General features: G+C 57.3%; 24 protein-coding genes. 14 read left to right on the top strand and 10 right to left on the bottom strand.

Annotated elements, in window-relative coordinates:
- The first annotated feature begins 3 nt into the window (after positions 1-3).
- The 3 genes from hslU to ACFWW2_RS23980 all read left to right on the top strand — a co-directional run bounded on the left by hslU (position 4) and on the right by ACFWW2_RS23980 (position 2,869).
- A complete protein-coding gene (hslU, locus tag ACFWW2_RS23990; protein WP_393932676.1) occupies positions 4-1,311 on the top strand; it encodes an ATP-dependent protease ATPase subunit HslU in 1,308 nt (435 codons plus the stop codon).
- Positions 1,312-1,314: 3 nt separating this feature from the next.
- Positions 1,315-1,563, top strand: coding sequence for a hypothetical protein (locus tag ACFWW2_RS23985; protein WP_393932674.1), 249 nt, complete (start codon positions 1,315-1,317; stop codon positions 1,561-1,563).
- 70 nt (positions 1,564-1,633) lie between these two features.
- Positions 1,634-2,869: an MFS transporter gene (locus ACFWW2_RS23980; protein ID WP_393932672.1), complete on the top strand. Its 1,236-nt coding sequence runs from the start codon at positions 1,634-1,636 to the stop codon at positions 2,867-2,869.
- Here the strand turns inward: ACFWW2_RS23980 and ACFWW2_RS23975 are convergent.
- From ACFWW2_RS23975 to ACFWW2_RS23965, 3 genes are read right to left on the bottom strand one after another with little or no spacing between them, the layout of a single operon-like run.
- Complete coding sequence (locus ACFWW2_RS23975; RefSeq protein WP_393932670.1) at positions 2,852-3,433, bottom strand: Smr/MutS family protein; 582 nt, start codon at positions 3,431-3,433, stop codon at positions 2,852-2,854. The two genes, ACFWW2_RS23980 and ACFWW2_RS23975, sit on opposite strands and share 18 nt — an antisense overlap.
- Positions 3,433-4,458, bottom strand: coding sequence for a murein transglycosylase A (locus ACFWW2_RS23970; protein ID WP_393932668.1), 1,026 nt, complete (start codon positions 4,456-4,458; stop codon positions 3,433-3,435). The genes ACFWW2_RS23975 and ACFWW2_RS23970 overlap by 1 nt, the downstream gene beginning before the upstream one ends.
- Entirely contained in the window at positions 4,455-5,114 is a 660-nt protein-coding gene (locus tag ACFWW2_RS23965) for a Tim44/TimA family putative adaptor protein (RefSeq protein WP_393932666.1), read from the bottom strand. The genes ACFWW2_RS23970 and ACFWW2_RS23965 overlap by 4 nt, the downstream gene beginning before the upstream one ends.
- Before the next feature lie 110 nt (positions 5,115-5,224).
- On the opposite strand from ACFWW2_RS23965, the gene ACFWW2_RS23960 reads away from it, so the two are divergent.
- Both ACFWW2_RS23960 and secB read left to right on the top strand, forming a co-directional pair.
- Complete coding sequence (locus ACFWW2_RS23960; protein ID WP_393932664.1) at positions 5,225-5,707, top strand: FxsA family protein; 483 nt, start codon at positions 5,225-5,227, stop codon at positions 5,705-5,707.
- Between the two features lie 58 nt (positions 5,708-5,765).
- Positions 5,766-6,260, top strand: a complete 495-nt coding sequence (gene secB / locus ACFWW2_RS23955; protein WP_393932662.1) for a protein-export chaperone SecB — start codon at positions 5,766-5,768, stop codon at positions 6,258-6,260.
- Here the strand turns inward: secB and dnaQ are convergent.
- From dnaQ to ACFWW2_RS23935, 4 genes are read right to left on the bottom strand one after another with little or no spacing between them, the layout of a single operon-like run.
- Complete coding sequence (gene dnaQ, locus ACFWW2_RS23950; RefSeq protein ID WP_393932660.1) at positions 6,257-6,988, bottom strand: DNA polymerase III subunit epsilon; 732 nt, start codon at positions 6,986-6,988, stop codon at positions 6,257-6,259. The genes secB and dnaQ overlap by 4 nt on opposite strands.
- Positions 6,981-7,571, bottom strand: coding sequence for a dephospho-CoA kinase (coaE, locus tag ACFWW2_RS23945; protein ID WP_393932658.1), 591 nt, complete (start codon positions 7,569-7,571; stop codon positions 6,981-6,983). Before coaE ends, dnaQ begins: the two co-directional genes overlap by 8 nt.
- Complete coding sequence (locus ACFWW2_RS23940) at positions 7,568-8,395, bottom strand: shikimate dehydrogenase (RefSeq protein ID WP_393932656.1); 828 nt, start codon at positions 8,393-8,395, stop codon at positions 7,568-7,570. Before ACFWW2_RS23940 ends, coaE begins: the two co-directional genes overlap by 4 nt.
- Positions 8,392-8,991 (bottom strand): Maf family protein, encoded by a 600-nt coding sequence (locus ACFWW2_RS23935; protein ID WP_393932654.1) that lies wholly within the window; start codon positions 8,989-8,991, stop codon positions 8,392-8,394. The genes ACFWW2_RS23940 and ACFWW2_RS23935 overlap by 4 nt, the downstream gene beginning before the upstream one ends.
- Before the next feature lie 404 nt (positions 8,992-9,395).
- On the opposite strand from ACFWW2_RS23935, the gene hemJ reads away from it, so the two are divergent.
- From hemJ to ACFWW2_RS23900, 7 genes are all read left to right on the top strand, one after another.
- Positions 9,396-9,845, top strand: a complete 450-nt coding sequence (gene hemJ / locus ACFWW2_RS23930; RefSeq protein ID WP_393932652.1) for a protoporphyrinogen oxidase HemJ — start codon at positions 9,396-9,398, stop codon at positions 9,843-9,845.
- A gap of 119 nt (positions 9,846-9,964) precedes the next feature.
- The gene (gene rho / locus ACFWW2_RS23925) at positions 9,965-11,236 is read left to right on the top strand and encodes a transcription termination factor Rho (RefSeq protein ID WP_393933146.1); all 1,272 of its coding nucleotides are present in this window, start codon (positions 9,965-9,967) and stop codon (positions 11,234-11,236) included.
- A 30-nt stretch (positions 11,237-11,266) separates the two neighbouring features.
- Positions 11,267-12,547 (top strand): tRNA uridine-5-carboxymethylaminomethyl(34) synthesis GTPase MnmE, encoded by a 1,281-nt coding sequence (gene mnmE / locus ACFWW2_RS23920; protein WP_393932650.1) that lies wholly within the window; start codon positions 11,267-11,269, stop codon positions 12,545-12,547.
- 12 nt (positions 12,548-12,559) lie between these two features.
- Entirely contained in the window at positions 12,560-14,431 is a 1,872-nt protein-coding gene (mnmG, locus tag ACFWW2_RS23915; protein WP_393932648.1) for a tRNA uridine-5-carboxymethylaminomethyl(34) synthesis enzyme MnmG, read from the top strand.
- Positions 14,432-14,440: 9 nt separating this feature from the next.
- On the top strand, positions 14,441-15,052 hold the full coding sequence (gene rsmG, locus ACFWW2_RS23910) for a 16S rRNA (guanine(527)-N(7))-methyltransferase RsmG (RefSeq protein WP_393933144.1): 612 nt from the start codon (positions 14,441-14,443) through the stop codon (positions 15,050-15,052).
- A 7-nt stretch (positions 15,053-15,059) separates the two neighbouring features.
- Positions 15,060-15,866, top strand: coding sequence for a ParA family protein (locus tag ACFWW2_RS23905; RefSeq protein WP_393932646.1), 807 nt, complete (start codon positions 15,060-15,062; stop codon positions 15,864-15,866).
- Positions 15,856-16,743: a ParB/RepB/Spo0J family partition protein gene (locus ACFWW2_RS23900; RefSeq protein ID WP_393932644.1), complete on the top strand. Its 888-nt coding sequence runs from the start codon at positions 15,856-15,858 to the stop codon at positions 16,741-16,743. The genes ACFWW2_RS23905 and ACFWW2_RS23900 overlap by 11 nt, the downstream gene beginning before the upstream one ends.
- Here the strand turns inward: ACFWW2_RS23900 and hemW are convergent.
- From hemW to rph, 3 genes are read right to left on the bottom strand one after another with little or no spacing between them, the layout of a single operon-like run.
- The gene (hemW, locus tag ACFWW2_RS23895; protein WP_393932642.1) at positions 16,740-17,897 is read right to left on the bottom strand and encodes a radical SAM family heme chaperone HemW; all 1,158 of its coding nucleotides are present in this window, start codon (positions 17,895-17,897) and stop codon (positions 16,740-16,742) included. The two genes, ACFWW2_RS23900 and hemW, sit on opposite strands and share 4 nt — an antisense overlap.
- Entirely contained in the window at positions 17,890-18,495 is a 606-nt protein-coding gene (gene rdgB / locus ACFWW2_RS23890; protein WP_393932640.1) for an RdgB/HAM1 family non-canonical purine NTP pyrophosphatase, read from the bottom strand. The genes hemW and rdgB overlap by 8 nt, the downstream gene beginning before the upstream one ends.
- The gene (gene rph, locus ACFWW2_RS23885; protein WP_393932638.1) at positions 18,495-19,202 is read right to left on the bottom strand and encodes a ribonuclease PH; all 708 of its coding nucleotides are present in this window, start codon (positions 19,200-19,202) and stop codon (positions 18,495-18,497) included. Before rph ends, rdgB begins: the two co-directional genes overlap by 1 nt.
- Positions 19,203-19,317: 115 nt before the next feature.
- On the opposite strand from rph, the gene hrcA reads away from it, so the two are divergent.
- Both hrcA and ACFWW2_RS23875 read left to right on the top strand, forming a co-directional pair.
- On the top strand, positions 19,318-20,376 hold the full coding sequence (gene hrcA, locus ACFWW2_RS23880; RefSeq protein WP_393932636.1) for a heat-inducible transcriptional repressor HrcA: 1,059 nt from the start codon (positions 19,318-19,320) through the stop codon (positions 20,374-20,376).
- 13 nt (positions 20,377-20,389) lie between these two features.
- Positions 20,390-20,947 carry a nucleotide exchange factor GrpE gene (locus tag ACFWW2_RS23875; RefSeq protein WP_393932634.1) on the top strand — a complete coding sequence of 186 codons (558 nt, stop codon included), beginning with the start codon at positions 20,390-20,392 and terminating at the stop codon, positions 20,945-20,947.
- Positions 20,948-21,189 lie beyond the last annotated feature (242 nt).

Here is a 21,189-nt window from a genome sequence, read left to right as displayed (position 1 = left end):
ACCATGACTGACCTCACCCCGCGTGAAATCGTATCGGAACTCGACCGGTTCATCATCGGCCAGAAAGATGCCAAGCGGGCCGTCGCCGTGGCCCTGCGCAATCGCTGGCGGCGCAAGCAACTCGGCGACGACCTGCGGGACGAGGTTTACCCCAAGAACATCCTGATGATCGGCCCCACCGGCGTCGGTAAAACCGAAATCAGCCGTCGCCTGGCCAAACTCGCCCGCGCGCCTTTCATCAAGGTCGAAGCCACCAAATTCACCGAAGTCGGCTATGTCGGCCGCGACGTGGAACAAATCGTGCGCGATCTGGTCGACACAGCCATCCTCGACACCCGCGAACACATGCGCGAAGACGTCAAAGCCAAGGCACATGACGCCGCCGAAGAACGGGTGATCACCGCCGTCGCAGGTACGGACGCCCGCGAAGGCACCCGCGAAATGTTCCGCAAGAAACTGAAATCCGGCGAACTCGACAACACCATCATCGAACTGGAACTGACCGACACGTCCAACCCAATGGGCGGTTTCGAAATCCCCGGCCAGCCCGGCGGGATGGGCGGGATGATGAACCTTGGTGATCTCTTCGGCAAAGCCATGGGTGGGCGCACGGTCAAGAAACGCATGACGGTCGCCGAAAGCTATGATGCCCTCATCGCAGACGAGGCGGACAAACTGCTCGACGACGAAACCGTGACCAAGGCCGCACTTGAGGCCGTCGAACAGAACGGCATCGTCTTCCTTGATGAAATCGACAAGGTCTGCGCCCGCGCCGACGCGCGCGGTGCCGATGTCAGCCGCGAAGGCGTGCAGCGCGACCTGCTGCCCCTGATCGAAGGCACCACCATATCGACCAAGCACGGACCGATCAAAACCGACCACATCCTGTTCATCGCCTCCGGCGCGTTCCATGTGGCCAAACCATCCGACCTGCTGCCAGAACTGCAAGGGCGGCTGCCGATCCGGGTCGAATTGCGGGCGCTGACTGAAGAGGATTTCGTGCGCATCCTGACCGAAACCGACAACGCCCTGACGCTGCAATACTCCGCCCTGATGAAAACCGAAGAGGTCACAGTCACCTTCGCCGAAGACGGGATCAAGGCCCTGGCCAAAATCGCAGCCGAAGTAAACGAAAGTGTCGAAAACATCGGCGCGCGGCGGCTCTACACGGTCATCGAACGGGTGTTCGAGGATCTGTCCTTCAACGCCCCCGACCGGGCCGGCGACGAAATCACCATCGACGCGGCCTTTGTCGAGGAACATCTGGGCGAACTCGTGCGCTCCACTGATATCAGCCGCTACGTGTTGTAGGTGATGCTACGACTGAACCGATATCATTTCACGTTTGTCCTGCTTCTGGCTGGGCTCTTTGTGATCGGTTTCGCTTTCGCCTCACTTAACCTCTTTCAAATGAGCATGGCCAACCTGCGTTTCCTGCGCCAATTCGGCTGGGTCGTAGTGATGGAAAGTGGGTTGATCCAACTCGCCGAAATCATCGCCTGCGCAATCGCGGCCCTGCTCTGTTGTATCGGCTTCAAACTCTGCGAGGCTGAACTGGTCTAACGCTACCGCCGCTGGCAAGACCGGTAACTTTGCACTTTCACATCCGCCCGCCGCAGATCATCAAGGGCGAATGCAGGGTCTGACCTCTTACTTCAAATTCGTCCGCCAAAACGCTCCCTTCCTCGGGGTGGGCTTCCTGCTGATGTTCCTCTCCAGCTTCGGTCAGACCTTCTTCATCGCCATTTTCGGCGGCGATATCCGCGCAGAATTCGGGCTGTCGAATGGCGATTGGGGGCTGATCTACATGATCGGGACCGCGGCGTCAGCCGCGGCAATGCTGGCAGCCGGCGGTCTTGTCGATCAGTTCCGAGTGCGGATCATCGGGATCGGGGTCATCCTTCTGCTTGCCATGGCCTGCCTCGCCATGGCCTTCAATCCTTACGCCGCCGCCCTTCCAATCGTCATCTTCGCCCTGCGATTCCTCGGTCAGGGCATGACCCACCACGTCGCCATCGTCGCGATGAGCCGGTGGTTCATCGCCACACGCGGACGTGCGCTTGCCACCGCATCTCTCGGTTTCATGCTGGCAGAGGCAACCATGCCGCTCTTCTTCGTCTGGCTGAAAACCTGGTTCGCCTGGCAAACGCTCTGGATCGGCACCGCCATCTTCGCCATTCTGATGACCCCGATCCTTTACCGCCTGCTCCGCCTTGAACGCACCCCGCAATCCGTCTCAGCCGAAAACGAGGCCAGGGGCATGAACAACCGGCACTGGACCCGGGCCGAGGCACTACGGCATCCGCTTTTCTGGGCGCTGGTGCCTGCCATCTCGCTTTTTCCGGCCTTCGGCACTGCCTTCTGGTTCCATCAGGTGCATTTTGCCGAAATCAAAGGATGGGATCACCTCAGCCTCGTCGCCGTGTTCCCGCTCGGTACATTTTCCTTCATGACATTCACATTCGTTTACGGCTGGGGGATCGACCGGTTCGGGCCGGGGCGCCTGTTCCCCTTCTACCTACTGCCCCTGTGCGTAGCGTTCACCCTGCATTGGTACGCACCCACCGTTGCATGGTCCGCAGCGGGTGTCGTGTTCATGGGCATGGCCGGTGGCGGCGCCGCGACATTGCCTGCCGCGATCTGGGCTAGCTACTATGGCACACAGAATCTTGGGTCGATCAAATCGGCGGTGACGGCCTGCATGGTTCTTGGGTCAGCCATCGGGCCGGGGCTGTCCGGCTGGCTGATCGACGCCGGGATCGGGTTCGAACAGCAATTGCTGGGCTATGCCCTCTCCTTTGCATTCGCATCGCTGGTCTGCGTCATCCCACTGTGCAACGCCACGCGGCAGCTATCGGCGGCGACGTAGATAGACATAATAGGCACCATGACCGCCATGCTTCAGATGGGCTGGCGTAACCTGCAAAATCGCCTGCGACAACGGCGGCAGCGCCAGCCATTGCGGCACCTGATGACGCAACACGCCATGCCGGGTCGGGATCGGGCCACCGTCATCGCGATCCTTGCCCTTGCCCGTAATCACCAGAACCAGACGACGGCCCAGCGATTGCGACCCAAGAATAAAGGCAACTAACTCCGGATGCGCCTCTGCCACGGTCATCCCATGCAAATCAATCCGCGCTTCAGGCTTCAACTTGCCGCGCTTCATCTTGCCGAATGACTTATGATCCATATTGACCGGTGCTGTAGACAGACGGTCGGAAATCCCCGGCAACACATCATGCGGGCGATGCCCATTCGCCGACTGTCCAACACTGAACCGTGGCAAAGACTCATGCTTGGCAACCGGTTTGGCGGGTGCCGGTCGGTTCGGCGCGACCGCAGGCCGCTTGGGATCAATCGGCGTCGTGCGCTCCGCAACACGATCCCAAAGGGCTCGTTCCTCGGCCGACAGATGGCGTGGGCGGCGCATCAGCGTTGCGCCACAACCAGACGATGGGCCATGGTCGCGGGCATCAACACAACCATACGGCCACCATCCTTGATGCGGCCCGCTGCGCGCCCTGCATCATCACCCGTCCCGAAAAAGATATCAGCACGCTGCGCACCTTTGATCGCCGATCCGGTATCCTGTGCCACCATCAGCCTGTTGATCGGCTCGGCCCCTTCCTTTTCGATCCAGACGGGGGAACCGAGGGTCACAAATGCCGGATCAACGGCAATGGATCTGTGCGGTGTAATTGACCGGTTCATCGCACCAAGCGGGCCCAGCTCCGCCGGAACCTCGCTCACCTCGCGGAAAAACACATAACTCTCATTTTCCCACAGCAGCGCACGACCCTCGGCCCGGTTTTTGCGCACCCAGTTGCGGATCACGGCGGCAGACACCTGATGCGGCTCAAACTCACCCCGATCCACCAACGCCATCCCGACCGACGAATAGTTACGGCCGTTCTTGCCGCCATACCCCACACGCATCATGGTACCGTCCGGCAGACTGATACGGCCTGACCCTTGCACCTGCAAAAAAAACAGATCAACCGGATCCGTCAGCCATGCCAGCTCCAGGCCCTTGCCCGCCAGCGGCTGCTCCTCTTCAATCTCGCGCCGGGTGAAATACGGCTTTCCGGGGACCAGATCGTCGGGCACGGCATAAATCGGATGCTGATAGGCATCACCACGCACACGCGATCCCGGCAGTTCAGGTTCAAAATATCCGGTGAACAGCATCGGCTCACCATCCTCGATCAGCACCGGACGAAAAAACTTCTCGAAAAACCCCCGCGGTTCCGGCCCGGTACGGGCGAAATCGCACAAGACCTCCCATTGCGGGTCACGCATGTCGCCACAAGTATTCAGGAAAACATCAAGGGCGGCCTGATGATCATCAGCCGCCCATCCATTCAGGTCATCAAACGAAAGCTGGCTATAGGTCGGTTCGGCCATCACGCTGCCCGTCAGTGTCAGAAAAAAGCAGACCAGCCAACTACGGATCATTCGCCCGTGGCAACAAGACGCCAGTTGGGATCACCAGAATCCATCTTGCGGGCAAAGGTCCAGACATCTTTCTGGCGCTTGATCTCGGTATCGCTGCCTTCAATGACATCGCCACCTTTGTCGCGCACAATCGATGTCATCTCACTTTTGAAGCGCACCGAAACCTCGGCCTCCTTGGTGGTTTCATCCATCTCGGCCTCAACCAACGCCATATCGCTGATACCGATAAAATTCGCCTCGATAGTCAGCCCTTGGCGCTGGCGTTCGTCAACCACCGTGGCAAAGGCTTCGTACACATCCTCCGAGATATAAGGCACGATCCCATCCAACTCGCCTTTTTCAAAGGCCATCAGGATCATTTCATAGGCACCGCGTGCGCCACCCAGAAACTCCCCAACATTGAAACTCGGGTCAACGCGCTTCATCGCCGCCAGCGCTTTGGCTGCATCGGAATCTTCGGCAACGTGGTCGGTAATATCCAGATCAGGACCGCCCTCGATCACATCGAACTCAGGCTTGCGCCTCCGGTCAGGCTCGGCCCGTGTTACAGCAGGCTTTTCATACCCCTCGCGAGTCCCCAAAACGCCGCGCAAGCGCAGGATCAGAAAAACAGCAATGCCCGCAAGCACCAAAAGCTGGATAATCGGAGAGTTCATCGTGACCTCGTTCAGGGGAAGGCATGGTAATTGCCCAGTCATTCCTTATGTAGGTCAGGGGTAGGGCCGAGTCCACCTTGCCCCCGAACATGTTATGAAAGGCCTACCAGATGTGGCTGCTTATCGCCTTTATTGCCGTTCCAATGATTGAAATCGCCCTGTTTATTCAGGTTGGCGGCGTGATCGGGATCTGGTGGACATTACTGATCGTGCTGGCAACTGCCATCGCCGGGTCCTATCTGGTCCGCAGCCAGGGACTGCGTGAAATCGCGAACCTGCAGCGATCCTTCTCAGAACTCCAGGACCCAACAGAACCGCTCGCCAACGGGGCAATGATCCTATTCGCGGGGGCACTTCTGCTGACGCCCGGCTTTTTCACCGATATCGTCGGGCTATCGCTTCTGGTCCCCGGTGTGCGCAAAGCCGCATATCTCTGGGCGCGCAGCCGAATCAAGGTGAAAAGCTTCACCATGGGTGAACAACCACCCCCGCCCGGCAGCCACCCCGATGACCGTGTCATAGATGCGGAGTTCGAAGATGTGACACCAAATAAAAAGCCGACACACGGGCCATCCGGTTGGACACAGCATTGAGCCTTAGGAAATAGGCTGTTAGGAACGCGCCAACCTTATTTAACTGGAGCAGTTTCCAATGTCCGACACCCCCGAAAATGGCGCAGCGCCCGCACAGACCCCTCAGGTCACCAGCCGGGTCCTCGCCCAATATATCCGCGATATGTCCTTCGAAAACATCCTGGCCCAGAAGGGTGTTCAGGGTGATGCACAGCCCGAAATTCAGGTGCAGGTGAACCTGGACGCGCGTAAACGGTCTGCGGAAAACCAGTACGAAATCATCACCAAGCTGAACATCAACAGCAAAACCAAGGAAAAGGGCGAACCGCTCTTTATCCTCGAAATCGAATATGCCGGCGTGTTCCACGTCGAAGGCGTGCCAGAAGAACAGATGCACCCCTATCTCTTGATCGAATGCCCGCGGATCACCTTTCCCTTCCTGCGGCGGATCGTCAGTGACGTCACCCGCGACGGTGGCTTCCCGCCACTCAACCTCGAAACCATTGATTTTCTGGCGCTTTACCGGTCCGAACTGGCGCGCCGGGCAGAAGCAGAAAAAGCAGCGGCGAACTAAGCCAGTTTTTTCCAGACCGCGTCGTCGCCCAGCTTTTCCACAAACGCAGCATGGGCGGCGGCCTCTTCCTCGGTCAGTTTTGGGGGCAACGGCTGCGAGCGTGGCATAGGCCGCCAGTCATCCGAAACGCCACCCGCCGTCACAGTCCGGGGATCTGCCGCCAAAGCAAAGTCAGGCTGCCGCCCACCGATCAGCTCCAGATACACCTCTGCCAGAATCTCGCTATCCAGCAAGGCACCGTGTAAGGTGCGCGACGAATTGTCGATCCCGAACCGGCGGCACAGCGCATCCAGCGACGCTGGCGATCCAGGAAATTTCCGCCGGGCAATCGCCAGCGTATCGACAGCCTGATCCATCGGCAAAAGCGGTCGGTTCAGCCAGCCAAGCTCTGCATTCAGGAATTTCATGTCAAAGGCAGCATTATGAATGACAAGCTTTGCATCACCCACAAAATCCACAAAATCCTGCGCAATATCCTTGAAAAGCGGCTTGTCGCGTAATGTTTCCTGCCCCGGTTTCGGCTCTTGTGGCGGCTCCAGCAGATCAGGGCCGATACCATGCACGCCAAATGCCTCTGCAGGCATCGACCGCTGCGGGTTGATATATTGATGATAGGTGCGCCCGGTTGGCACATGGCCCATCAGCTCAACCGCGCCAATCTCGACAATGCGATCGCCCTCGGCGGGTTCAAAACCGGTCGTCTCTGTATCCAGAACAATCTCACGCATTTTCGGCCTCTTTGATCGTCGCAATCAGTTTTCGCACGGCATCGCGGGTATCGTCGAGCGTCAGCGTTTCGATGACATGATCCGCGCGGGCGCGTTTCTCGGCATCCGGCATCTGGCGGGACAGAATAGTGTCGAGTTGCGCCGCGGTCATGCCAGGACGGGCCAAAACGCGTTCGCGTTGAACATCGGCCGGAACAGACACAACCAGCACAGAATCCAGCCATGCCTCTGCACCGGTCTCGAACAACAACGGAATATCAAACAAAACAAGCGGGTCATCGTGATCATCAATGAAGCTTTGCCGATGCGCGGCAACAAGCGGATGCACAATGCGCTCAATGGTCTGCAACGCGGTCGGGTCGGCGGCAATTATCGTCTTCAACACCTCCCGCGACACCGCCTCGTCAACGACAGCGTCAGGAAATATAGCCGCAATCGCTGGAACAGCCGCACCGCCTTTTGCATAAAGCGCATGAACAACGGCATCGGCATCCCAAACCGGAACGCCCTCATCACAGAACATTTGTGCCGTTGTCGATTTGCCCATGCCAATGGACCCGGTCAGCCCCAGAAAATGGCTCATGCCAGAACGGCCCGACGGGTTTCATCATCAACCTCAGGACGATGACCAAACCAGCGCTCAAAACCAGGCACACCCTGATGCAGCAACATCCCCAGACCATCAACTGTGACACAACCCATCCGGGCAGCTGCATCCAGAAACGGGGTCCGCAGTGGATTGTAAACAATGTCAGTCACCACCGCATCAGGGCGTAGCGCATCAAGCGGCACCTTGAACGGTTGCGCGCCCTTCATCCCCAATGATGTCGTGTTGATAACAGTGGTTGCATCCTCCAGCATGGATCCCGCCTGCACCCAATCAACAACGCGGATGCGTGGGCCAAAATCGGCGCGCAGCGCCTCTGCCTTGGGACGGGTCCGATTGGAAAGGATAATCTCAGGCACACCGGCATCCGCCAATGCCACAATAATCGCGCGTGCAGCACCACCAGCGCCAAAAATTGCCGCCGGTCCTGCCTCTGGATCCCAATCGGGCGCACCCTGTCGCAGATTGGCCATAAAACCATAACCATCTGTATTATCTGCGAAAATACGACCATCCTCTCGGAAAGTCAGGGTATTTGCAGCACCGATAAGGGTCGCACGATCAGATACCTGATCAGCATATTTCAACACCTCAACCTTGTGTGGCAAGGTCACATTCACCCCAACGAAACCCTGTGCGGGCAATGACCGAAGTGTTTGTTCCAACGCATCCTCAGCCACCTGCAAAGCGGTGTAATCACCCGCAAGACCATAGCGCTCAAGCCAATGACCGTGAAGCTTCGGGGACAGGGAATGGCTGATCGGGTTTCCGATAACACCGGCATGCGGAATCTGGGTCATGCTGGCAGTGTTCCGCGCAAGGTCAGATAAGACAAGAGTTCAAGCAGCGGCAAGCCAAGCACATTGAAATAATCTCCCTCTATGCGTGTAAAAAGTCGCACTCCTTCTTCTTCAAGCTTATAAGCGCCAACCGAATGCCGGATGCTGTCCCAATTTCGATCGACGTAGCCCTCTAGATAGTCATCGGACGCATCCCGCATATGAAGACGGACAATCCCGACATGGCGCCAGACAGGTGCGCCGTCATCATAGATCACGGCCGCCGAGAGCAACTGATGGGATTGCCCCCGCATCGTACGCAACTGCGCCAGGGCCTCCTCCTTGGATGTGGGCTTGGAAAGCAATGTCCGACCCTGTGCCAATACCTGATCACACCCGATCACCAGCGCATCCGGATCTTTCGCCGCTACGCGTTGCGCTTTCATTTCTGCCAAAGCATCGGCAATATCGCGGGGCGAGGCATCTTCCGCCAATAGCGACTGGCGCATGGCATCTTCATCGATGCGGGCGACCTGAACGGCAAATTCAACACCAGCGTTGCGCAACAATGTGGCTCGGATATCAGACCCGGAGGCAAGAATGATCTGGTCGGTCATGTGGATAACCTTTGGGAAAAATCCGGTGTCAGTCTGGGTGTCACTTCATCGATACTTATGCCGCAGCCCGGACCTGTGGGGAACCCGGCAGCTCCATGAAATTCAGGCTGGTTTATCCACGGTGGGAAAGCATAAGTCGGCCTTGTGGAAGAATCAGGGTGCTTGCCGCGGTCAAGGCGTCGTATCAAAAACAGTGGTGGGGGTCAGGTGATACTAATATGCTGATTTATAATAGTTTTACGCGAGAGGTCTGACTGGACTCATAAGCTTCTTATCGTGTCAGACCATGGGATAACTCTGCGGATGAAAAAGAAAACCACAGAAATGGCGCTGACAAGAAACATCATCATCTTTCTTTTCTCTTAATATTTATTAGGAAGAAAAGATCAAAGAAGGCGAATAAAATGACCGACGTGCTGATAGGTATCTACCCATGGATCAAGGCGGTTCATATCATGTCCGTGATCGCATGGATGGCAGGGTTGTTCTATCTGCCCAGACTGTTTGTTTATCACGCTGAAAGGGCACCGGTCGGTTCAGAACTCGACCAGACATTCCAGATCATGGAAGAAAAGCTGCTGCGGGTGATCATGAACCCATCCATGATCGTGGCCTGGGTGGCAGGACTGATCATGCTGGGGCTGGGGGCGTTCGATTTCGCATCGGTCTGGGCCTGGGTCAAGATCGTATCGGTAATCCTGATGACAGCCGCGCATATGTGGATGGCGGCACGGCGCAAGGAGTTTGCGGCTGGACGGAACACGCGATCAGGACGGACTTACAGGCTCTTTAACGAAGTACCCACTGTCTTGATGTTCCTGATCGTTGTGGCTGTTGTGGTACGGCCATTCTAGCGACACGTTGACTCACGCTCCGCTCTTGCCTATGTGTGCGGTCGCTACCCGTCCGGGATAGCGATTTTCCATTCCTGTTCGAGAAAGTGTCGACCAACCCGTCGGCGATGAATTTCACCATGTCCCAACACCGTCTGAACCTCGCTGATCTGAAAGCGCAAAGCCCCAAGGATCTGTTGTCCCTGGCCGAAGAGCTGGAGATCGAAAACGCATCCACTATGCGCAAAGGCGACATGATGTTCGCCATCCTCAAGGAACGGGCGGATGAAGAATGGATCATCGGCGGTGATGGTGTGCTCGAAGTTTTGCAGGATGGCTTCGGTTTCCTACGATCGCCAGAGGCGAACTATCTGCCGGGCCCTGATGACATCTATGTATCGCCCGAGATGATCCGGATCCACTCGCTGCGGACGGGTGACACCGTCGAAGGGGTGATGAAGGAGCCCAATGACAGCGAACGGTATTTCGCACTGACATCGGTCGAGCGGATCAATTTCGAAGAACCTGAAAAAGCCAAACACAAGGTTGCGTTTGACAACCTGACGCCGCTTTACCCCGATGAGCGGCTGAACATGGAGGTCGAGGATCCGACCATCAAGGACCGGTCAGCACGGATCATTGATCTGGTGGCGCCTATCGGCAAAGGACAGCGATCACTGATCGTGGCGCCGCCGCGGACAGGTAAGACCGTTCTGCTGCAGAACATCGCCAACTCAATCGAAAAGAACCACCCGGAGTGTTACCTGATTGTGCTGCTGATTGATGAACGGCCCGAAGAGGTCACGGACATGCAGCGATCTGTGAAGGGTGAGGTTGTTTCGTCCACCTTTGATGAACCGGCAACACGGCACGTGGCGGTATCAGAGATGGTCATCGAAAAGGCCAAGCGACTCGTGGAACATAAACGCGACGTGGTGATCCTGCTGGATTCGATCACGCGACTGGGGCGGGCGTTCAATACCACCGTACCGTCATCGGGTAAGGTGCTGACCGGTGGTGTTGATGCCAACGCGCTGCAGCGACCCAAACGGTTCTTCGGGGCGGCACGGAACATTGAAGAGGGCGGATCGCTGACGATCATCGCGACAGCGCTGATCGATACTGGGTCGCGGATGGACGAGGTGATCTTTGAAGAATTCAAAGGCACCGGCAACAGTGAGATCGTGCTGGACCGGAAGGTCGCCGACAAACGAGTCTTCCCTGCGATGGATATCCTCAAGTCTGGTACGCGGAAAGAAGAGCTGCTGGTCGACAAGGGTGATCTGGCGAAAACCTATGTGTTGCGGCGCATCCTGAACCCAATGGGAACAACGGATGCCATCGAATTCCTCATCGGAAAACTGAAACAGACCAAGACCAACTCGGACTTCTTCGATTCGATGAACACGTAACTTATTGTTTATAAACAATGGGTTGATGTAATGCAGACGATATTTGCGCTGGCAACAGCCCATGGGCGGGCCGGGGTTGCGGTGATCCGTATTTCCGGACCTGACGCGGCAGATGCCGCTGGGCAAATGATGGAAGCGTTGCCGAGCAACCGAGGTGTGAGAAAGCTCCACGATGCGGATGGGGCGCTTCTGGACGAAGCACTTGTGCTGCATTTTCCGCAGGGCAAAAGCTTCACCGGGGAAACCGTCGTCGAACTGCACCTGCATGGCAGTCCGGCTGTGGTTGCGGCAGTGCTCAGACGGCTGGGTACGGACCGGCGATTGCGGCCTGCTGAGGCAGGTGAATTCACCCGGCGCGCATTGGAAAACGGCAGGCTGGATTTGGCGCAGGTCGAAGGACTTGCCGATCTGATCGACGCCGAAACCGAACAGCAGCGCAAACAGGCGGTGCGCGTCTTTTCAGGTGCTTTGGGAGAGAAGGTCGAATCATGGCGAACTGACCTGATCAGGTCGGTCGCGCTCTTGGAGGCGACGATTGATTTCGCGGATGAAGATGTCCCGGTTGACGTTACGCCAGAAGTCACGGCGCTGATCGCTGGGGTGCTGGACCAGATGAACCGGGAATCAGCAGGGGTGCGTGCGGCAGAACGGGTTCGTGAAGGGTTCGAAGTGGCGATCATCGGCGAACCAAATGTGGGAAAATCCACATTGCTCAACCGACTGGCAGGGCGAGACGTGGCAATCACGTCCGAGGTTGCAGGAACGACACGCGATGTGATCGAAGTTCGGATGGATATCGACGGGATCCCGGTGACACTTCTGGATACCGCGGGGCTGCGGGATACTGATGATGTCGTCGAAGGGATTGGTGTGGAACGAGCTAGGGAGCGGGCCAAGCAAGCGGATATACGTGTCCATATGATGTCGGTAGATGCATTCGATATACCAGATGTAGGCCCTTCAGATATTTATATCTACAGCAAGGCGGATTTGCTGAACAATCAGCCAAACGCGGTCTCTGGCAAGACCGGCCAAGGCGTTGATGATCTGATCGCAGAAATCGCTGCCAGGTTGAAGGAACAGGTATCCTCCATAGGAACTGCGATGCGGGAACGACATAGGCTCGCGCTGATAAGGGCGGTGGACGATTTGACCAAGGCGCAGGATATGATCGCCGACGGTCATGAGATGGTGGAACTGATCGCAGAACAGCTTTGGTCAGCCATTCGGGCAGTGGATAGCCTTGTTGGACGGGTTGATGTAGAAGATGTGCTTGATGAGATATTTCGCAGTTTTTGCATCGGGAAATGAAAGGTGTTTCACGTGAAACATTCCGACTTTGACGTCATTGTCATTGGTGGTGGCCACGCGGGTGCAGAAGCGGCGCATGTGTCTGCGCGCTACGGTGCTCGTACGGCGCTGATTACCCTGACGCGGGACTCTATTGGTGTGATGTCTTGTAATCCTGCGATTGGTGGCCTCGGAAAAGGACATCTAGTGCGCGAGATTGATGCGCTTGATGGGGTCATGGGCCGCGTGGCGGATCGGGCCGGTATTCAATTTCGCCTGTTGAACCGAAAAAAAGGCCCGGCCGTCCAAGGGCCGCGCGCCCAGGCGGATCGGGCGATCTACAAAACCGCGATGCAGGCAGAGCTGACCAATCTGCAAAACCTGACCATCATCGAAGGGGAAGCCGTTGATCTGATCATGAAAGGCGACAGGGTCGGCGGCGTCATGTTGGCCGATGATACCTCTGTCCATGCGCGCAATGTTGTATTAACGACAGGGACGTTCCTGCGCGGCGTCATCCATATCGGGGATGTATCGCGACCTGGCGGACGAATGGGCGATAAACCTTCTGTTCGCATGGCAGAGCGTTTGGACAGTTTTGCACTCCCGCTTGGTCGGCTGAAAACCGGTACGCCACCACGACTGGACGGACGAACCATCGCGTGGGACAAGCTTGAAGCGCAGCCCACGGATGCTAATCCTAGCCTGTTTTCCTTTCTATCCAAGGGAGTTTCTGCGCCGCAGGTAGATTGCGGGATCACGCACACCAATACCCGGACACATGACATCATCCGCGCCAACCTTGATCGATCGGCCATGTATGGTGGGCATATCGAGGGGATCGGGCCGCGGTACTGCCCCTCCATCGAAGACAAAATTGTGCGTTTCGCGGACAAGACATCGCACCAGATTTTCCTGGAACCTGAGGGCGTGAACGACCACACGGTATACCCCAACGGGATCTCAACATCATTGCCCGAAGATGTGCAGCATGACTATGTACATTCGATCTATGGCCTTGAAAACGCTAGTATTTTGCAGCCCGGCTATGCCATAGAATATGACTATGTCGACCCCCGCGCACTGCGTCAGACGCTGGAACTGCGCGATGTTCCGGGCCTCTACCTCGCAGGACAGATCAACGGGACAACAGGCTATGAAGAGGCGGCAGCGCAGGGTCTCGTCGCTGGTTTTAACGCGGCCGCACGGGCAAAAGGCAGGGAACCAGTACATTTCAGTCGGCGGGACTCCTACATCGGGGTGATGATTGATGATCTGATCACGCGGGGCGTGTCCGAACCCTATCGCATGTTCACATCGCGGGCCGAATTCCGGCTTTCGCTGCGGGCTGACAACGCAGATCAACGGCTAACGGAAACAGGGCGGCAGGTCGGGATCGTGAGTGATAATCGGTGGTCGACCTTTTCATCCAAGATGGAGGATATGGCGAAAGCCAAGGCTCAACTCGCTCAAATCACCCTGACATCACGCGATATCGCCTCCAAAGGCGTCAATCTGAACGCTGACGGTCCACGCAGAACGGCACTGGACGCGCTTTCTCTGGCGGATTTCGATTTCGCGCATCTGGCAGAACTTGCCCCGAATACGGCACAGATCGCTCCGGATATCAGCGACCAGATCAAAAGGGATGCGCTCTATATTCACTACGTCGCGCGCCAGGAACGCGATATCGCTGCGATGGCGCGGGACGAACAAAAAGCGATTCCGGATGATTTCAACTACACCACCGTCAATGGGCTTTCAAACGAACTCGCCGGCAAACTCCAGTTGGCGCGGCCAGCGACAGTCGCCCAGGCGAACCGGATCGATGGCATGACACCTGCGGCGATGGTGTTGATCATCGGTGCGCTCAAACGGCAAGACAGCAAGATGACAGGGACCTGACCAGTGGGCATGACTATTGCCGGGCAGGATGTTTCACGTGAAACATATGAACAACTGCAGCAGTTGTCAGACCTCGTTCAGAAATGGACGAAGAAGATCAATCTGATCTCACCGACAACAATCAGCAATATCTGGGAACGGCACATCACCGATTCAGCGCAGATTTACCCACTTGCTGCGAAAAACTTCAAAAAATGGGTCGATATCGGCAGCGGCGGCGGCTTCCCCGGCCTCGTCGTGGCCATTCTTGCAAAAGCGAAAAACCCGCAGGCGACATTCGTATTGCTGGAAAGCGACCAAAGAAAGTGCACATTTCTGCGTACAGTCATCCGTGAACTTGATCTGAATGCATCCGTGATTACCACCAGGATCGAAGACGCATCCCCTCAACTAGCCGATATTGTGTCCGCACGCGCATTAACCTCATTATCTGCGCTCATGCCATATCTGGAAACACATCTGTCACCCACCGGCCAGGCTCTGCTACACAAAGGCAAACGCCATGCCGAAGAAATTGCAGAAGCACGCCAATCATGGTTGTTTGACCTTGAAGACTATCAAAGTTTGACTGATCCTGACGGCCGACTCCTCGTCATCAAAGGGATCCGTCGCGTTGGATAAGAGCACTGTGAAAACACCAAAAATCATCGCGATCGCAAACCAGAAAGGTGGGGTCGGCAAAACGACGACAACCATCAACCTCGGCGCGGCCTTGGCCGAGAAAAGCAAGAATGTCCTGCTCATCGATCTCGACCCCCAAGGCAACGCATCCACCGGTCTTGGTATCGACACCAAGGATCGCAAGGTCACCACCTACGATCTTCTGACAGGTGACGCAGCCGTTGGCACCGCAATCATGGCCACGACTGTCCAAAACCTGTCGATCATCCCCGCCACGACCGACCTCAGTTCAGCCGATATCGACCTGATCGCGAACCAGAAACGCAGCTTCCTGTTGCGGGACGCCCTGCGTAGCGACGATAAAACACTGGCCAAATTTGACTACATATTGATCGACTGCCCGCCATCCCTCAACATATTGACGGTCAATGCCATGGTGGCGGCGCATTCGCTCATCGTTCCGCTGCAAAGCGAATTCTTCGCACTCGAAGGTCTGTCGCAGCTCATCCTCTCTGTCCGCGATGTCCGCCAGACCGCAAACCCGAACCTGCGGATCGAAGGCATCGCGCTCACCATGTATGACCGGCGCAACAACCTGTCGCTCCAGGTGGAGGATGACGCCCGCGAAAACATGGGCGACATGGTTTTCAAAACCGTCATCCCCCGCAATGTCCGGCTGAGCGAGGCACCATCCTTCGCCATTCCTGTCCTCGAATACGACCCGACATCAAAAGGCAGCATCGCCTATCGGTCGCTGGCCCGGGAAGTCATCAACAAATCAAAACGAGTAAGGGCTAGCTCCCATGGCGCGTAGCATAAAAAAAACCCGTGGCCTCGGCCGCGGCCTGTCCGCCCTCATGTCGGATGTGACCCAGGATGAAACACCGGCCGCCACACCTCCGCGCCCCGATCTGATGGTACCAATCGAACAGGTCCATCCCAACCCCGATCAGCCGCGCCGCACCTTTGCCCAGGACGCGCTTGATGAACTCGCTGCTTCGATCGCGGAAAAAGGGGTAATTCAACCCCTGATTGTACGTAAATCCCCAGAGAAAGCCGGCACCTATGAAATTGTCGCGGGCGAACGGCGCTGGCGGGCCGCACAGATCGCCAAGCAACATGAATTGCCGATCCTTGTGCGGGACTATAACGATACTGAAGTCCTCGAAATCGCGATCATCGAAAACATCCAGCGCGCCGACCTCAACCCCATTGATGAGGCCGCAGGTTACCGCCAGCTGATGGACAGGTTCGGTCACACGCAGGACCAAATGGCCACAGCGCTGGGCAAAAGCCGCAGCCACATCGCCAACCTGATGCGGCTATTGTCCTTGCCTGATGAGATCCGGAACTACCTGATCAGCGGCGCCCTTTCCGCAGGGCACGCCCGCGCGCTGATAGGCCATGACCAGGCGGTGCAGTTGGCGCGGGAAGTTATCCAGCGCAAACTCTCCGTGCGCGAAACTGAAAAACTGGCAAAGAAAGGACCAGCAATTAAGAAACGCGCGGTCCCGGGCGCGCCGGTCCCAAAAGACGCCGACACCGTGCAGATCGAAAACGAGTTATCCGCCACACTGCGTATGAAAGTGACCATAGATCACAAGCCCAACGAAGAGGGGGGCAAGATGTCGATCAGTTACACATCACTCGATCAACTCGATGATCTGCTGCGGGCGCTCTCAGGCCACTAAACATCGAAAAGCTGACGCAGCACAGCATTCAGAACAGGTCGGCCCTGCGGCGTCAGACGCAGGTCATCGCTATCCATTGAAAGCATGGATATTTCAACTAAATCATTGATTTTTTTTGTAAATGTCTCATCATGACTTAATCCAAATCGATCCAGCGAAACCCCTTCCGACAACCGCAAACCCATCAGCAGAAACTCCGCCCGTTGCTCGGCCATCGTCAATGGCACCCGCTGCAAATCGCCATTGCCACCGTCACGCACCTGCGCCAGCCATGCTCCGGGGGCAAGCGGTGCCTCCGTCGCCAACCGCTCTCCACCCAACGTCAAACGGCCATGCGCCCCCGGGCCAATCCCGCCGTAATCGCCATAGCGCCAGTAAATCTGGTTGTGGCGGCTTTCCAACCCCGCAGCCGCATGATTGGACACTTCATACGCCGGCAATCCCGCCGCATCACACAGCTCCTGCGTGACCGCATACATGTCCGCCGCCAGATCATCATCAGGCAACCCGCGCAGCTTACCCGCCGCGTAGCGGTCGCCAAAGGCGGTGCCGTCCTCAATCGTCAGCTGATACAACGACAGATGATCAATCGCCATCGACAGGGCCTGGCCCAACTCTGCCCGCCATGCATCCAATGACTGCCCTTGCCTTGCGTAGATCAGATCAAAACTGACCCGGTCAAACACAGACCGCGCCACATCAAAAGCCGCCATTGCCTCAGCCGCCGTATGCAGCCGGCCCAGCGCCTTCAGATCAGGATCGTTCAGCGCCTGAATACCCATGGAAACCCGGTTCACTCCGGCATCACGATACCCGGCAAAGCGACCTGCCTCGACCGATGTCGGATTAGCCTCCAATGTAATTTCAATATCATTCGCCCAACCCCATGTTGCCCGCACCTTGGTTAAGATCGCGTCAACAACATCCGGATCCATCATGCTGGGCGTGCCACCACCAAAAAACACCGACCGCAGCACGCGGCCCCCGGTTTCGGCACCGACCCGTTCGATCTCGCTCAGATAGGCCGCCTGCCAGGCCTTTTGATCGATCCGGGCCGCAACATGGCTGTTAAAATCGCAATAGGGACATTTCGCCTGACAAAACGGCCAGTGGATATACAGGCCAAAGCCGCCATGCTCCCAATCCTCAGGCAAAGCACGCCTTCAGCTTGGCAAAAGCATCAGCCCTGTGGCTGATCTTGTTCTTTTCCCAGCGATCCATTTCGCCAAACGTCACGTCATACCCATCAGGCTGGAATATCGGGTCATAGCCGTGGCCCTGATCACCGCGCATCGGCCATACGACCTGACCGGGCATAACACCCGGAAACACCTCATCATGACCATCCGGCCAGACCAGCACCAAGGTACAGCAAAACCGGGCCGTCCGGGGGTAGGGTGCGTCAGCCGCTTCCAGCTCTGCCCAGGCGCGTTCCATCGCCATCACGAAATCACGGCCATCTGCCGTTTCGGCCCAATCCGCGGTATGCACACCGGGGGCACCGCCCAAACCGTCAATCTCGATCCCGCTATCATCCGCCAAGGCAGGCAGCCCGGTGGCCTGCGCCGCCGCATGCGCCTTGATCCGGGCATTACCCACAAATGTTGTCTCGGTCTCGTCCGGCTCTGGCAGCCCCAGTTCCGCATTTGACGAAAGACGGACACCATAAGGCGCCAGCAGATCAGCAATCTCTTCCAGCTTGCCCTGATTATGGGTCGCCACAACCAGATGATCGCCAGAAAACTTGCGCATCAGGCAACAGCCGCCATTTGGGCTGCAGTCAACTCCGCCACACCCTTCTCGGCCAGATCCAGCAGCGCATCCATCTGCGCCCGGCTATAGGTCGACCCTTCGGCAGACATCTGCACTTCGATCAACCGACCACCGGTCATGACGAAATTGCCGTCAACACCGGCCTCGCTATCCTCGGGATAGTCCAGATCAAGCACCTCTTGCCCAGCATAAACCCCGCACGAAATCGCAGCAACAGGGTCCAACAGCGGGTCGGAAATCACATCCCCCGCCTTCATCAGCTTCTGCACCGCCAGCTTCAGCGCCACCCAGCCGCCCGTAATAGACGCACAGCGGGTGCCACCATCAGCCTGAATCACATCGCAATCCACGACGATCTGCCGTTCGCCCAGCGCGACACGATCCACGCCGGCCCGCAACGACCGGCCAATCAGACGCTGGATTTCCTGCGTGCGACCGGATTGACCATTCTTGGCCTCGCGGCGCATGCGCGTATTCGTCGCACGGGGCAGCATACCGTATTCTGCCGTCACCCAGCCAAGGCCCGTATTCTTCAAAAACGGGGGCACACGTTCATCAATACTGGCCGTACACAGCACATGCGTATTACCACATTTGATCAGGCACGAACCCTCGGCATGCATGGTCACACCGGTTTCAATCGACACTTCGCGCATTTCGTTCGTCTGACGGCCGGATGGACGCATGGGATCACTCCTGTTGGTTGCAGCGTGGGGATACGCTGCCCACATATGAAATCCAACCCCGATTGACGCGGTATCCAACTTCGTTTTAATTGCATCGCCTTGAACCGAGGATCATATGCCCGACCAGCAGCCCAACATCGAAGAGATGAATGAACGCTCGCGCGAAGTATTCCGGCGCGTGGTCGAAGGCTACTTGGCCAGCGGGGCACCGGTCGGCTCACGGACGCTGACCCGCGACTTCTCGGAAAAGGTCAGCGCGGCGACCATCCGCAACACCATGCAGGACCTCGAATACCTGGGCCTGCTCGACAGCCCCCATGTCAGCGCCGGGCGCATCCCCACACAGCTGGGCCTGCGTATGTTCGTTGATGGGCTGCTAGAGGTCGGCGACCTGGACGGCGAAGACCGGCAAAAAATCGACGACACCGTCGGGGCCAACGACCACGATGTCACAACCGTATTGGATCACGTGGGCGAGGCGCTGTCTGGCGTCACCCAAGGGGCCAGCCTCGTGCTAACCCCCAAACACGAGGCCGCAATCAAACATATCGAATTCGTGTCGCTCTCGCGCGAACGGGCGCTGGTTGTTCTGGTCTTCGCCGACGGTCACGTCGAAAACCGCATCTTCACGCCGCCGCCGGGGCAAACGCCATCCTCTATGCGAGAGGCCGCCAATTTCCTCAACGCCATCGCCGAAGGGCACACACTTTCCGAACTCGGACAAGTCATCGCCCGCGAAATCGCAGCGCGACGTCAGGAGATCGACAGCGTGGCGGCCGATCTCGTCGAAAACGGCTTCGCGCTCTGGGAAAACGAAGGCGAAGCGACCGAACGGCTGATCGTGCGCGGACGCGGCAACCTGCTCAGCGATAACGAGGCCGATCTGGAACGGATCCGCACCCTCTTTGACGATCTCGAACGTAAACGCGACATCGCCCAATTTCTCGATCTCGCCGAAGAAGGCGACGGTGTGCGCATTTTTATCGGCTCAGAGAACAAATTGTTCTCACTTTCGGGTTCCTCTCTCGTCGTTTCCCCTTATATGAACGCCGACCGCAAGATCATCGGCGCCGTGGGCGTCATCGGCCCGACCCGCCTCAACTATGGGCGGATCGTGCCAATCGTGAATTACACCGCCCAGCTGGTGGGCAAAATCATCGCCGACCGCTCATGACAGGAACCATTTGATGTCCGAAAAAGAAGAAGAACTGCAAAGCCTTGATGAACTTGCCGCAGAAAGCGATGAACCCGATTTCGATCAGGCCGCCGCAGGCTTTGATGAAATCGAGGCACTGCGCGCTGAACGCGATGATTTCCGCGACAAATTCATGCGCGCACTGGCGGATGCGGAAAACACCCGCAAACGGGCAGACCGCGACCGGCGCGAAGCGGAAAACTACGGCGGCTCCAAACTCGCCCGCGACATGCTGCCGGTCTACGACAACATGCGCCGCGCCCTGAACTCAGCCGACGAATCCGAGCAAGAGGTGAACAAGGCCCTGCTCGAAGGTGTGGAACTGACCATGCGCGAACTGATCAGCGTCTTCAAAAAGCACGGGATCGACCCGATCACGCCAGAAGTCGGCGACAAATTCGATCCGCAACTGCACCAGGCCATGTTCGAAGCCCCCGTGCCCGGCACCAAAGCCGGCGATATCATCCAGGTCGCCGCCGAAGGTTTCATGCTGCACGACCGGCTGCTGAGACCTGCGCAGGTTGGGGTGTCGTCGACGCCAGTAGGCTGAGTTCAAGGACAAGACTTCGCGCTCGAACCAGTTGTGGCAAGCCGACTTCACCTATCTCAAGGTCATCGGCTAGGGTTGGTCTTACCTCAGTAACCATAATTTATTGGTTATGAGATGCTGTAACGGGGCCTGCGTCGCGCACGACCGTTGCCACTTGTCAGATCAGCATCGCGCTGTCGCCATTCCCGTATTGAACCCAGATGGAGGATGACGGGATGAAGCTATTTATTGGATTGGATGTG

The organism is Yoonia sp. R2-816, from assembly GCF_046762905.1.
Taxonomy (GTDB): Bacteria; Pseudomonadota; Alphaproteobacteria; order Rhodobacterales; family Rhodobacteraceae; genus Yoonia.
The sequence above is the reverse complement of the archived record's forward strand: the minus strand, read 5'-3'. Positions and strand labels throughout refer to the sequence as shown.

Excerpts from the sequence above, each read along its gene's own strand:
- ACFWW2_RS23935 (WP_393932654.1), bottom strand. The coding sequence starts at position 8,991 with ATGACCGACCAGATCATTCTTGCCTCCGGGTCTGATATCCGAGCCACA.
- ACFWW2_RS23900 (WP_393932644.1), top strand. The coding sequence starts at position 15,856 with ATGGCGCGTAGCATAAAAAAAACCCGTGGCCTCGGCCGCGGCCTGTCC.
- rph (WP_393932638.1), bottom strand. The coding sequence starts at position 19,202 with ATGCGTCCATCCGGCCGTCAGACGAACGAAATGCGCGAAGTGTCGATT.
- ACFWW2_RS23960 (WP_393932664.1), top strand. The coding sequence starts at position 5,225 with ATGTGGCTGCTTATCGCCTTTATTGCCGTTCCAATGATTGAAATCGCC.
- ACFWW2_RS23970 (WP_393932668.1), bottom strand. The coding sequence starts at position 4,458 with ATGATCCGTAGTTGGCTGGTCTGCTTTTTTCTGACACTGACGGGCAGC.
- rsmG (WP_393933144.1), top strand. The coding sequence starts at position 14,441 with ATGACTATTGCCGGGCAGGATGTTTCACGTGAAACATATGAACAACTG.
- ACFWW2_RS23965 (WP_393932666.1), bottom strand. The coding sequence starts at position 5,114 with ATGAACTCTCCGATTATCCAGCTTTTGGTGCTTGCGGGCATTGCTGTT.
- rdgB (WP_393932640.1), bottom strand. The coding sequence starts at position 18,495 with ATGCGCAAGTTTTCTGGCGATCATCTGGTTGTGGCGACCCATAATCAG.
- hrcA (WP_393932636.1), top strand. The coding sequence starts at position 19,318 with ATGCCCGACCAGCAGCCCAACATCGAAGAGATGAATGAACGCTCGCGC.
- hemJ (WP_393932652.1), top strand. The coding sequence starts at position 9,396 with ATGACCGACGTGCTGATAGGTATCTACCCATGGATCAAGGCGGTTCAT.
- ACFWW2_RS23875 (WP_393932634.1), top strand. The coding sequence starts at position 20,390 with ATGTCCGAAAAAGAAGAAGAACTGCAAAGCCTTGATGAACTTGCCGCA.
- ACFWW2_RS23980 (WP_393932672.1), top strand. The coding sequence starts at position 1,634 with ATGCAGGGTCTGACCTCTTACTTCAAATTCGTCCGCCAAAACGCTCCC.
- mnmE (WP_393932650.1), top strand. The coding sequence starts at position 11,267 with ATGCAGACGATATTTGCGCTGGCAACAGCCCATGGGCGGGCCGGGGTT.
- ACFWW2_RS23975 (WP_393932670.1), bottom strand. The coding sequence starts at position 3,433 with ATGCGCCGCCCACGCCATCTGTCGGCCGAGGAACGAGCCCTTTGGGAT.
- dnaQ (WP_393932660.1), bottom strand. The coding sequence starts at position 6,988 with ATGCGTGAGATTGTTCTGGATACAGAGACGACCGGTTTTGAACCCGCC.
- coaE (WP_393932658.1), bottom strand. The coding sequence starts at position 7,571 with ATGAGCCATTTTCTGGGGCTGACCGGGTCCATTGGCATGGGCAAATCG.
- rho (WP_393933146.1), top strand. The coding sequence starts at position 9,965 with ATGTCCCAACACCGTCTGAACCTCGCTGATCTGAAAGCGCAAAGCCCC.
- secB (WP_393932662.1), top strand. The coding sequence starts at position 5,766 with ATGTCCGACACCCCCGAAAATGGCGCAGCGCCCGCACAGACCCCTCAG.
- ACFWW2_RS23940 (WP_393932656.1), bottom strand. The coding sequence starts at position 8,395 with ATGACCCAGATTCCGCATGCCGGTGTTATCGGAAACCCGATCAGCCAT.
- hslU (WP_393932676.1), top strand. The coding sequence starts at position 4 with ATGACTGACCTCACCCCGCGTGAAATCGTATCGGAACTCGACCGGTTC.
- ACFWW2_RS23985 (WP_393932674.1), top strand. The coding sequence starts at position 1,315 with ATGCTACGACTGAACCGATATCATTTCACGTTTGTCCTGCTTCTGGCT.